Genomic DNA, 11,992 nt, shown 5'->3' on the forward strand with positions numbered 1-11,992 from the left:
GAACTGCGGTGAGGAATTAGAAACGAAAAAAGCGAGCCTTAGCTCGCTTTTCTTGCAAAATGCGTAGTAATTAAAGAACTACGATTTTGTCAGCCTGAGGACCTTTTTGACCCTGAGACACTGTGAATTCTACGCTCTGGCCTTCAACCAAAGTTTTGAAGCCGTCGCCTTGGATAGCGCTGAAGTGAGCGAATACGTCAGGGCCATTTTCCTGAGAAATGAAACCAAAACCTTTAGACTCGTTGAACCACTTAACTGTACCAGTAACTGTGTTAGACATAGTATTAACCTGTAATATAAATAAAAATTAACCTTCGATAGGTGTGAATGCATCAAAAGTAGTGGTGAAACTTAAATACTGCAGGTTGCGTTACGAAGTGTAATACAACGAATTGTAGGATGTAAATATCGACTTTCTTTCTAGCGGCCTTAACTTTACAGAGACTAACCGGACCTGTCTAGTATTATTTGTACAAATTTTAAATTTATCGTTTGGTGTGCTGTGCACAAAGCTGCTTAAAGCACACCAGAAAACTCGCTGAACATCAGGTTGTTGATTATATTTCGTCAATGACCTGAAACGCACGATACTCATCAAAGGCAAATTGATCAGTCATACCACTGATGTAGTCAATGATTAATCGGACTCTAAGGTAAAACTCCTGTTCCTGAGGATCAGGGATAATGGCATTCATCGTGTCACTGTTGAGTGCGCTCCGGTAGGCCTGCTTGTGTTTCTCAGGTAACTTTTTGAACAGTCTGGCGGAGTATATCGGGATCCTGGAAACATAAGTCGTTGCCGGTATCTCGATGTTCATGAGTGTGGCAAATTGATTTTTACCCAGCTGCAGCAGTGGTTCATATACGCTCAGCAGCCCACTGATAACCCGATAGCCCTGTAATTCTCGCCCTTCGACCTCTGGGTGGGCAAAGGCCAGCTCTCTGGCGACCTCTTTAAAGGTTTTGATAAGCAGATGGCAGTCACTGCCATCTTCAATCAGGGCCTGATTAAACTGGCCACGCATCACGGCGTCAAAATTATCGACAAATTGCCTTGCGGCATGTTGTGGTAGTTTCTGGTTAACCTGAACCCGCAAGAAAACAAAGAACTGGCTATGGTTGCCCGCAATTTTTTCTGTTCTTTCTGTAGCTTTTTTAATGATGTCGGCCATCAATGTTTGCTCTGAAGCGGGCAAACTGGCACTGAGCGCCTGATAGGTGTCCTGCAGAGCGATTTTGAGTTGCTGGTAACTCAGGATGTTTTTTTCAACGGCATCTTCCAGATCGGCCATGCCATAAGAGATGTCGTCTGCGGCTTCCATGATGTACGAAAAAGGAGAGCGGCAACCCGGCGCAATATCCAGTGCACGTCTGAGTTTGCTAATGTATTCCTGCTCACTGAGGTAAAAGCCCACTTTCTTTTTAAGATAACTGAGTGTGTCACCCTCTTCCGGGGCGGCCTCAGTGCCGCAACGGGTGTATTTCATGATCCCTGAGGCCTGCGAATAGGTCAGGTTCAGGTTCAACAGTGTGTGCACCAGACGGATCCCCTGCGCGTTGCCCTCAAAGTGAGTCAGGTCTCTGAGTACGTCGGGGCTCATTGCCTTACCACTGAGCTTTTTGTAGATACCGGCAATATGCTGCCCCAGCCAGTCACTCAGCGCTGCCTCGCCAAAGTGCCCAAAGGGTGGGTTACCTATGTCATGCATTAGGCAGGCCATCTCGACAATGGACTCCAGCATACGTTCATACTCGCCGACACTGGTTTGCTCGTCAAGCTGTTCACAGATCAGCTGACAGATATAGCGCCCGGCCTGCTGTACTTCTAAAGAGTGCGTCAGTCTGGAGCGTACCGCTGCGTTTCGCTCTAGCGGAAAAACCTGGGTTTTTTGCTGTAACCGACGGATTGCAGCCGAGGTAATAATGCGATTTCGGTCACTTTCAAATTGTTTGCTTAGCTTGCTTGAAAACTCGAAGGGGCGATCCGCGCGGATCTTACAGTTGAAGGTCGTCACCATGTTTCCTTATGATTTAATTCATACCCTTATGTTGTCTGTTTTTTATCCACAAAGCAACACCTTAGAGTTTTATGCTAAGGGTTGCTTAAGCAAGTCTAGCAGGGCCTGCGGGACAAATTTACGGGATGTCGTAATGGCGTAAAAGTGCTCAAAAATGGGCAGCTGACTGTGATACTGCTCCAGCACACCCTGAGCAATTTCATCTTTAACTACTACAGGGGGCAATACTGCAAGCGCGCCACTGTCTCTGGCCAGCAGGCGCAGCATCGCCATATCATCTACTTCGGCCTGAATATCCGGTGTGTATTGATGAGTGGCGCATAAGGCATTGAAAGCGGAGCGGATCTCTGTGGTGGGCCCGGGCAGTACCCAGCGCACTTTGTCATACCCTTCTGGAAAGTCACTTTTAATGCCGGCACCTTTAGGGCCGACAATGGCAACCTGCTGGCGCGACACCAGTTGCGTATGCCAGCGGGTTTCATTCTGGCTGGCGAGACGGTTGGTCAGCACCAGATCCAGTTCATGGTTGCTTAATCCTTGTAGCAGGGTATCCATGTCGCGGGTGGTGAGGGTAAAGCTGATATGAGGGTCACAAAGCAAGGGGCTGATAAAGCTTTCAATGAAATTTCGCGACAGGGTGGTTTGCACGCCGATCGACAGATGTTGCCGTTCGGTGGCCACACCTTTAAGTAAAAAGGATTCGAGCTCTTCGCCTTTGTAAAAGATATCGTCAGCATAAACCAACACCTGCTTGCCGGCATCGGTCAGGATCAGCTTGCGTCCTTGTTTTTCAAATAATGAGACACCCATCGTATGTTCCAGTCGTTTGATCTGAATTGACAGGGCTGACTGCGAGATGTGCACATCCTGAGCGACCTGTGTCAGGCTACCAGCCTTCGCAACGCGCCAGAAATAATAGAGGTGGTGATAGTTAAGCCGGCTCATATTAATGTTATATAAAATATATAGTTTAGTTAGAATATATATATTTTTTATATCTTTCAACGTCTGACATACTGTGCCTGTTCTGAATGGAGTGGGATAATTATGTCAATATCGTTAATGATGATGCTCGCCATCACGCTCAGTTTTGCGCTCAGCGCCTGGTATTGCGGCCGTGCCAGTCGCATCAACAGGCGGTTTGTCAATGTATTGTCTGGTTGGTTACTGGTTTTATTGATCACGGCCGTCGCCGGGCAGGGCGTTGAGACCCTTTTTCTCTCTGAAAGTACGCTTACGCAGTGGATACATGTGACGTCGCTGGGCCTGATCATGTTTGCCCTGGTGGTGTTTATGGCCATTATTCTGATGCGCTTTTCTCTCAATTACATGGCCGGTGAGCCGCGCCTGGGCGTTTACTGGCGCTGGTTACTGGGCACGCTTGCGGCTGTCTCATTGGTGGTGATGAGTAATCATTTGCTCTTGCTGCTGCTGGGCTGGACTGTGATTAGTCTGGCGCTTCACCAGTTATTACTTTTCTATCCCGAGCGTCCCCGAGCTGCACTGGGGGCACATAAAAAGTTTATTCTGGCCCGCCTGGCTGAGCTGGCGTTGCTGATTGCCGTGCTGTGCTTGTACCAGGCGCACGGTACCTTTTTGCTGACCGAGATTCTGGCACATTATCAGGCTCCTAACCCTGACGTCAGTGTTTACACCCAGATTGCCGCAGTCATGCTGGTAATAGTCGCACTGATGAAATGTGCGCAGCTGCCGGTGCACGGCTGGCTAATGCAGGTGGTCGAAGCCCCTACGCCAGTCAGTGCTTTATTACATGCGGGTGTTATCAATCTGGGTGGTTTTTTAATGATAGTGTTTGCGCCTGTGGTGATGCAGGTTGCTGCCGCTCAGTGGTTGCTGTTACTGGCAGGCGGTCTGACAACGGTACTGGCGGCGCTGATCATGACAACCCGGGTAAGCGTTAAAGTGCGGCTTGCCTGGTCGACCAGTGCACAGATGGGTTTGATGCTGGTTGAGTGTGCACTGGGATTATATGAATTGGCATTGCTACATTTATTAGCGCATTCAGCATACAAAGCGCATGCTTTTCTTAATTCCGGGCACGCGGTTCGGGATAACCTGCAAGCACGTCTGGCGGTCCCTGTTACGCCGTCTCGGGCACGCTGGCTGGGTGCGGCATTGCTGAGTATGAGTCTGGTTGCCATGACGTATTGGTTCGTGGGGCAGGGCACAGCGCTGAGTATGTGGGTCTTGCTGGCAATGTCATTTACGCTGCTCCTGGCACAGCGCAGCAGTGCGCATCATAGCCTACCCTGGGCAGGTGTGCTGGCGTTCTGTGTCGTGTTGTTGACCAGCTATGCTGCTATGAAAACGCTGCTTGCTCATACTGTGTTTGCTGAAGTATCTCTGCATGAAACTCCTCTGAGTGCAGCCGATAGTGTGGTGATGATGTTGTTTGTCAGCTTGTTTGTATTGAACTGGTTATTGACCTACAAGACTGCGCACCCTGGGGTGCAGAGGCTATCAGTGGTGCTGTTTGCTGGTTTGTATCTGGATGAGTGGTGGACCCGTCTGACACTAAAAATCTGGCCCGTGAAGCTACCTGCCCCTGTTAAAGCGCAGCGTACGGCCAAGCGCCCGTATGGATTAATTCAGGAGTCTTAAGATGGCAAGAGATATTCGCACACTCACCCAACCACAACTTAGCGCGATTCAAACCGCTTGTCTGAAGCTTGCACCCAGCTGGCCGCTGGACCAGATGATAGCGGTCAGTCCATACTGGCCAATGCGTGATGAGCCAATTGAGCAGGTCAGTGCCCGGCTCAGTGCGCTGGCTGGCATTTCGATGTTGATGCCAGCCAGTGACTATCTGGATTGGTATCGCCGTGGCCTTATCACCGAGCAGGCCCTGCAAACGGCACTGGCGGAATCAGGGCTTGGGATCAGTCAGGGGGAGCTGGTTCAGGCACTCGAGCGGATACCGGAGCAGGTGCCATGGCAGCCGTTGTCGGGGTTGCTGGACGAGCACAGAGCGCGTCACAAAATGGCTTGGCGCGATGAGATAACACATCAGATCAGTCAGTTTTGTGCGGCGCATTTTCAGCAGGCTCAGCCCATGTTACACAGCAACGAAAAGCCTGATCTTTATGCCCACTGGCTGGCGGTGAGTCAGCGTGATAGGGGACTCAGCATTGTGCTGGATGAGCCCGACCTGCACCGCTATTTTGCGCAGTTACCGGATGACCCGCATGCTTTGATAGCGCAGGCATTAGACACCTTTGGTATACAAAATGAACAGGTTGAGTTATACGCACATGCGATGTTGCTGGATATCAGTGGGTGGGGAGCCTGGGTCGCCTACCTACGCTGGCAAGGTGAACTCAGCAATACGCCACAGGATCAGACGCTGGAGCTGCTGGCAATTCGGATGGCCTGGGAGCTGGTGTTGTGGCGTTATCAAGAATCACAGTTTCCTGGCTTCTTTGCAACTTTGACGCATGCATGGAAGCAATCGATGGCACGGTTGACGGATTTGCCTGTGCAACATCAAACACAACAAAAACCGCTGTGGATCTGGGCCAGAGCGGCTGAGCTGAGTTACCAGCAGCAGCTACACAGCATGTTGAGCCGCCCGGTAAATTTATCGGCACGTGCCATTCAGTGTCAGGTTGCATTTTGTATCGATGTGCGCTCCGAAGTTTATCGTCGGGCACTGGAAGGTCAAAGCGATGCCATACAGACTATGGGGTTTGCGGGCTTTTTTGGCTTACCCATTTCATACCAGCCACAACAGGCTGATGTAAGCCGCCCTCAGTGCCCAGGCTTGTTGATGCCCAGTCTGGTGGCCTCTCATGCGCAAACAGACAAGCATGGTGCCGCCTCGCTAAACGCCGGTGCTCGTTGGCAGGCATTTTCGAAGTCGGCCACGGCGTCATTTTCCATGGTGGAGTCGGCTGGGTGGATAGATACATTTAAATTGCTGAAAAAAGCGTTTTTTGCCTCTGAGCAAGTGCATCCAGTCGACAAGTTATCAAACAGTCAGAGCTGGTCGTTGACGCAAAATGGCGAGGAGTTAAGCGCACAGCAAAAGGCTGAACTGGCTGCTGGCGTATTGCATGCGATGGGGTTTGAGCAATTCGCTCCTACCGTACTACTGGTTGGCCATGGCAGCCACTCTACCAACAACTTACAGGAAGCCGGGCTTGGATGCGGCGCATGTGGTGGACAAAGTGGTGAAGTCAATGTCAAAGTGCTGGCTTGGTTACTGAATGATAAGGCGGTACGAGCTGCATTACCTGAACTTGGGGTTGAGATCCCTGAGCAAACCCGGTTTATTGCGGCACTGCATAATACCACTACAGACCACATTCGCTGTTACGGCGAAAAACCCGATGCTCAGATAGAATCCTGGCTGTCGAGCGCAACGGCTGTGGCACAAAAAGAGCGTGCGGCAAAGCTGGATACACAGCTGGCTGACTTTGATCGAGAAGCGCTGGATCAGGCTTTGATAGCCCGTAGCCTGGATTGGTCTCAGACTCGCCCGGAGTGGGGGCTGGCCAATAATGCTGCATTTGTTGTGGCACCTCGTGACTGGACCCGGGGAGTTGATCTGCAGGGGCGCAGCTTTTTACATGATTATCAATGGCAGCATGATACTGATTTTAAGGTGCTCGAAACTATCATGACCGCACCTATGCTGGTAACCCATTGGATCAACATGCAGTACAACGCCTCGACCACAGATAATCTGCATTTTGGTAGTGGCAATAAAGTGTTACATAACGCGGTCGGCGGCAATATTGGTGTTTTTGAGGGCAATGGCGGAGATCTCAGAACAGGCCTTGCGATGCAGTCGTTACATAACGGACATGACTGGATGCACCAGGTACAACGATTGTCCGTTTATCTGGCAGCACCTAAATCGGCAATTAAAGATATTGCATCTCGCCACGAAGTGGTTCAGCAGTTGATCGATAACGAATGGTTGTACGTATTTCAGTGGCAATCGTCGGGCGAGATAAGTCGTTTTTTCCAGCAGCGCTGGTGGCCTGTGTCTGCGCCCGCAGACAGACAAGGTGAAGAACAGAAAATAGTACAGTGTCTTTGACTTCTGGTGTGCATGATACCAGAACAAAGCTGTGGGGCACGAAGCGGCAACCTCCGGGTTGCCGCTTTTTTTATTGTCAATCGCCTTGGTATATTTGCCTGAGTCTGCCAGAGTTAAGAGTACCTGTGTTAATGTCAGCATGGGCAGAAGGAATGAATGCGAGTGGCATCAGCACATAATTTGGGAGTGAGCATGTCGGGAGATATCGTTAAAATTCAGGCCGGGCACTGGTTAGAAACACAGCGAAAACTCAAAGCACTTAGCGATAAAATGGCTGAACTGGAGCCTTTGGTACTTGAAGCGGTTGAGCTACTCAACTCCGATAATTGCAACCCTGATATTGAGGAACGCCGGGCACTGGCACAGCAATTAAAAGCCGTGTTATTTAAAGATATGCCTGCCGCTGAGAGGTGAGCTGCGAAAGAAGCGCGGCGATTACGCATCTTTTTAAGTTTGGATAAGGCTGACAGGGTTTCTCTGGTCAGCCATAAACCCGTCATTTATTGGTCTGTGCGGCGTCGGTTGCCTGATTAGGCTCAGGCCCGAAATACTGCCATTCTAATTCAAATTGCAGTGTTCCTCGTTCAATCGAAACATTTTGTCACTTCAACTATCATTTATTTAACAGAAGCATAGCCAAAAAATATCGTATTGTGTGTGCGGCTGAGGTGTGCCTATAAAAGGAATTTGCGATCTCCTCTATGAATGACGTCATTATGTCAGAATAAAAGGGATTTCAGGTGGGTATAGGTCACTATCGCAGTGTTCCCAACACGGGATTTTATTAATAATCTAAGGATAAGGTTTTAAAATGAACAAATTAATTAAAGCAGGACTTGTAGTTGCTTCGACATTCATTGGTGCTCAGGCGATGGCTGCCTCTATGGATTGCGAAATTGGTGAAGCGCAGTATAACCGTGAGTACGGCGGTTACACCTGTTATACGGTTGAGTTTGGTTCGCAAACTGCCAGCACAACCTATAAAATTGTATCGGACAAAGCAGTAAGTAATGTCGTTTGGGATGGCGCTGCTGCCAGCTGTGGTGTGTCTAGCAGCACATCATGTACGGTACAAACTTCTGCAAACACGGTACACGCAGCCACTGCTATTATCTTGTTCCAGGATGGTTCATGGGAAAAAGCATGGGCGACTAGCTTGTTTAATAATATCTAAACTGGCGCCGTATTGTATTTCAGGGCTGCACAGCCGGCCCTGTATTGAGTTTTTACATCACTTCCTTTCTCACAAGCCGCGTCACCTCTGCGTCCTTGCCCTAAATAAAAATCTTCTTGCGACAAGGTATTGCAGCGTGTGTAAACCCCTCTAAAATAATAAGCATAGAAGGAAATTGGTAGGTGCAATGAACTCATCGCAGTGGCTTATTATTTGTAGCATTTTGATATCGGCGTTGTCGTTCGGCAAACTTGCAGTAGCTGACGTATTGGATGTTTCCGTTGGCTGGACTAAACCCCCGTATGTGATTGAACAGGGTGATACTGGCTTCGAACTGGATATGGTAAAGGCCATTTTTGCCTTGCTGGGCCATGACCTGCGGTTTGTGTATGTTCCCTTTGGCCGTTCAGATTCACTGTTGAAAACATACAAAGTCGACGCGGCACTGACCATGAACCGGCGCATGGATCTGGCCGGCGCGGTATTATCTGAGCCTTATATCACCTACCACAATACTGCCATCAGTTTAAAAAGTCGGAAGTTAATAATACCCAGTATCAGCGCTCTAGAAAATTACGCTGTGATTGGCTTTCAGAATGCTTCTTTGGTACTGGGCATGGAGTATCGACTGGCGACTGCCAGCAGCCCTTTGTACATTGAGCTACCCGATCAGCAAAAACAGGTAGAATTGCTGTTGCAGGGGAAAGTAGATGTGGTGGTTATGGATATCAATATTTTTAATCATCTGAGTAAAGCCGTTGTCGGCCAGGATCAGATGCCCAATGTATCAGTGCACAATTTGTTCCCTGCATCGCCATACCGTATTGCCTTTCGGGACCCAGATCTTAAAGAGGCCTTTAATCTTAAAATGGTGCAGTTTAAACGTAGTGCTGCTTATCAAACGTTGTTGAACAAGTACGAATTTCTTCAGTGAACTCCAAACCCCCTGTCTCTGTGAACGCGGCTGTCTGATACAGCCACACTGGGTCTTATCTTGCGATTTCACCATTCAAGATGTCTCTTTTTGTCGTTAAAATGCATTAAGCGACGTGTCAGGGTGAGCTATGATGTGTGCCAAAGGAGTAAAGCATGACAAGAAAACAAGTATATTTTATCGCTGACGGATTTCAGGCACTGGATTTATTTGGGCCTTTAGATGCGTTTATGGAGACTAACTCCCATGTGTCTCATGCGTATGAATGTAAGCTATTGAGTTTAGGGGCTGGACCTGTAAAAACTGTTTATGGCCAGCAAGTTCAGGCGGATTATGGCCTCGGAGACGAGTTCGCTCTAGACGACCTGATCATATGTGGGGGCAATGGTATGCGCACGTTGTCGCTCAGTGCCAGGCAGGTTGAGAGACTGTCTGAACTGGCGGGCAGAGCTCAGCGCGTTTTCAGTATATGTACCGGCGCATTCGTGCTCGCCCGGCTTTTTCCACAAAAGGCCTTAACGTTAACTACCCACTGGCGACATTGTGATAGCCTGGCCCGGTTGCATGGCCACTGTACCATTTCACCCGATCCGCTCTACATACAGGACAAGCACATCTGGTCGTCAGCCGGTGTACTGTCTGGGGTTGATTTAGCACTTGCTATTGTCCGTGAGGATCACGGTAACAGTGTTGCTGCGCAAGTTGCCAAAGATCTGGTGGTTTATTTGCAGCGTTCTGGGAATCAGCGTCAGTATTCAGATGCCCTGGCATTGCAATCGGGTGACAGTTTAAAGCTCTCACCACTTATGGAATGGTTAAGTACGCAGCTCAACCAATCTGTTTCTGTTGCCAGGATGGCGGAGTATTGTCACCTCAGCGAGCGACAGCTTACCCGTTTGTTTAAACAGCACCTGAACTGTACACCGAGTCATTATTTTAAAGTGCTCAAGCTAAATCATGCCCGAGACCTTTTATCTGAGGAAAACATTAGTCTGCGCCATGTGGCCGGTAAGCTGGGGTTTAATAACTACGACAGTTTCAGGCGCGCGTTTATCAGACAGTTTGGGGTAACGCCGTCACACTATACTAAAGGAATTAATCGATGAGCCAGAGGGTGAAAGCGTTACTATTGGGCTGTTGTGCGATGCATGTTACAGCGGCGCCGCTTAATGAAGCAGAGCAACAAGCCTGGACCACAGACATTGATTTTTATGCAGAGCAGATGAAAGCCCGGCATATTCACCCATTTCATACGCTGACGGAAGAGGATTTCAAGCACAATATTGAAGCACTTAAAGTTGAACTGCCCAGACTGAGTGAAGCTCAGGTTGAAACCCGATTGATGGCAATCAGCCGGGCGATAGGAGACGGGCACAGCAACTATTTGATGATGTCGGGACCGCATCAACACTTTCCGTTTCGCTTTAAGTTTTTTGGCGATACTTTGAAAGTGGTAGATGCTACTGCGGAGCATCATGAGTTAATCGGTACACAGCTTCATTCAATTAATGGCTTGAGTGTGGCTGAGATGTTCACTCAACTTGCACCTGTGCTCCCAGGCGTGGACAACCAGTTTAGTGAGCACAATAGTTTTGAATACTATCTGTCTTTACATAAGTTGCTAGTGGGCCTTGGGATCGTTGAGCAGGGTAGACCGGCCTCATTTCACTTTATTGAGGGCAAGGGCGCAAAAACCTTACAGGTTTCTCCGGTCAGCATGCGAGAGTTCGGCAAGTTGAGCTCTGCCTACTCGCGTGTGGAACCTAAGTTAACCAAGCAAGATATCGGGATGCCCGGGATCACATTGAGCCTGTTAGAAAGTCAAAAAGCAGCCTATTTTGACTTTGCCTCTTATCCAGCGCCTGAGCAGGTAATGTCGCATTGTGATGCATTGCAAACAACACTTAGGTCGGCTGGCTCACGGTATCTGATCATCGACTTCAGGGGAAATAGCGGCGGGAACTTTTACTCGGGTTTGGCATTATCAGCTTGCTTACAGCCTTTGGATCAGATTGACTGGATGCAGGGTGTCTATGTGCTGACGGATGGTGCGACATTTTCTGCCGCAATGTCGAATACGGCCCAGTTCAGGCAAATTCTAAACGCCCAGGTTGTGGGGACCCCAACCGGAGGCGACCCAAATCATTTTGCGGAAAATAGCCAGTTTTTAATGCCTAACTCTGGTCGTCGATTCACTTTGTCTAAACGCTACTATCCGTTTATCGCAGAGCAAAGCGATGCTGTGTATCCCGATATTTATATTGAACCGAGCTGGGATGATTATCGGCACGGTAAGGATACGGTACTCACTGAGCTGCTGGTGCGATTGAATGGCATGCTGATTACGGGCAAAACCGTGCCAGCATTAGCTGAATAAAGCAAAGCTCTGTCGCGTACTTAGTTGCGACAGAGCACTTTTGCGCGACGAGCTACGTGGTTATGAGCAGATAAAGCGGCTATGGCATAAAGAAGTGGCACAGGCATAAAGCACAGTCGGACTCCAGGTGCCACCAGCAATGTGTGGTGTTTCTGCCTGTTGAATTTGCTTAGCGTTTGTTGAGAGGTGTTTAATTGATGTTTTTTTCAGCGTAAGTTTCATTGTTCATTCCTTTAGTTGTTACGTTCACCTGATTGAACGCGCACTTAATGTACAGCACAAGTAGTCTGGTTACATCTTTTTTCCATTAATTTTTAATTAACCTTTCTTTGCGTTTTTTCTCTAATGTTATGATTTAGAATGACATAAATAAATGTTTCAAAATTTAATTTGTTAAATTTATTTTTTATTTATGTGAAATTTT

At 48.6% G+C, this 11,992-nt stretch carries 11 protein-coding genes; 7 read left to right on the forward strand and 4 right to left on the reverse strand.

Annotation, left to right across the window (positions count from 1 at the left end):
- Positions 1 to 70 precede the first annotated feature (70 nt).
- The 3 genes from CWC22_RS07230 to CWC22_RS07240 all read right to left on the reverse strand — a co-directional run bounded on the left by CWC22_RS07230 (position 71) and on the right by CWC22_RS07240 (position 2,963).
- The gene (locus tag CWC22_RS07230; RefSeq protein WP_010385841.1) at positions 71 to 280 is read right to left on the reverse strand and encodes a cold-shock protein; all 210 of its coding nucleotides are present in this window, start codon (positions 278 to 280) and stop codon (positions 71 to 73) included.
- A gap of 277 nt (positions 281 to 557) precedes the next feature.
- Positions 558 to 2,018, reverse strand: coding sequence for a dGTPase (dgt, locus tag CWC22_RS07235; RefSeq protein WP_125563376.1), 1,461 nt, complete (start codon positions 2,016 to 2,018; stop codon positions 558 to 560).
- A gap of 69 nt (positions 2,019 to 2,087) precedes the next feature.
- On the reverse strand, positions 2,088 to 2,963 hold the full coding sequence (locus tag CWC22_RS07240) for a LysR family transcriptional regulator (RefSeq protein WP_138539025.1): 876 nt from the start codon (positions 2,961 to 2,963) through the stop codon (positions 2,088 to 2,090).
- Positions 2,964 to 3,065: 102 nt separating this feature from the next.
- On the opposite strand from CWC22_RS07240, the gene CWC22_RS07245 reads away from it, so the two are divergent.
- The 7 genes from CWC22_RS07245 to CWC22_RS07275 all read left to right on the forward strand — a co-directional run bounded on the left by CWC22_RS07245 (position 3,066) and on the right by CWC22_RS07275 (position 11,568).
- A complete protein-coding gene (locus CWC22_RS07245; RefSeq protein ID WP_138539026.1) occupies positions 3,066 to 4,640 on the forward strand; it encodes an NADH-quinone oxidoreductase subunit L in 1,575 nt (524 codons plus the stop codon).
- Position 4,641: 1 nt separating this feature from the next.
- Positions 4,642 to 7,083 carry a YbcC family protein gene (locus CWC22_RS07250; protein WP_138539027.1) on the forward strand — a complete coding sequence of 814 codons (2,442 nt, stop codon included), beginning with the start codon at positions 4,642 to 4,644 and terminating at the stop codon, positions 7,081 to 7,083.
- A 162-nt stretch (positions 7,084 to 7,245) separates the two neighbouring features.
- Entirely contained in the window at positions 7,246 to 7,497 is a 252-nt protein-coding gene (locus tag CWC22_RS07255; protein ID WP_138539028.1) for a hypothetical protein, read from the forward strand.
- Positions 7,498 to 7,894: 397 nt separating this feature from the next.
- Positions 7,895 to 8,257, forward strand: coding sequence for a hypothetical protein (locus tag CWC22_RS07260; RefSeq protein WP_125563366.1), 363 nt, complete (start codon positions 7,895 to 7,897; stop codon positions 8,255 to 8,257).
- Between the two features lie 187 nt (positions 8,258 to 8,444).
- Positions 8,445 to 9,191, forward strand: coding sequence for a substrate-binding periplasmic protein (locus CWC22_RS07265; protein WP_138539029.1), 747 nt, complete (start codon positions 8,445 to 8,447; stop codon positions 9,189 to 9,191).
- Between the two features lie 155 nt (positions 9,192 to 9,346).
- Positions 9,347 to 10,297: a GlxA family transcriptional regulator gene (locus CWC22_RS07270; protein ID WP_138539030.1), complete on the forward strand. Its 951-nt coding sequence runs from the start codon at positions 9,347 to 9,349 to the stop codon at positions 10,295 to 10,297.
- Positions 10,294 to 11,568: a S41 family peptidase gene (locus tag CWC22_RS07275; RefSeq protein ID WP_138539031.1), complete on the forward strand. Its 1,275-nt coding sequence runs from the start codon at positions 10,294 to 10,296 to the stop codon at positions 11,566 to 11,568. The genes CWC22_RS07270 and CWC22_RS07275 overlap by 4 nt, the downstream gene beginning before the upstream one ends.
- A 60-nt stretch (positions 11,569 to 11,628) precedes the next feature.
- Here the strand turns inward: CWC22_RS07275 and CWC22_RS07280 are convergent, their stop codons facing one another.
- Positions 11,629 to 11,790: a hypothetical protein gene (locus tag CWC22_RS07280; RefSeq protein WP_171045113.1), complete on the reverse strand. Its 162-nt coding sequence runs from the start codon at positions 11,788 to 11,790 to the stop codon at positions 11,629 to 11,631.
- Positions 11,791 to 11,992 lie beyond the last annotated feature (202 nt).

It is taken from the genome of Pseudoalteromonas rubra, from assembly GCF_005886805.2.
In the GTDB taxonomy this organism is placed as follows: Bacteria; Pseudomonadota; Gammaproteobacteria; order Enterobacterales; family Alteromonadaceae; genus Pseudoalteromonas; species Pseudoalteromonas rubra_D.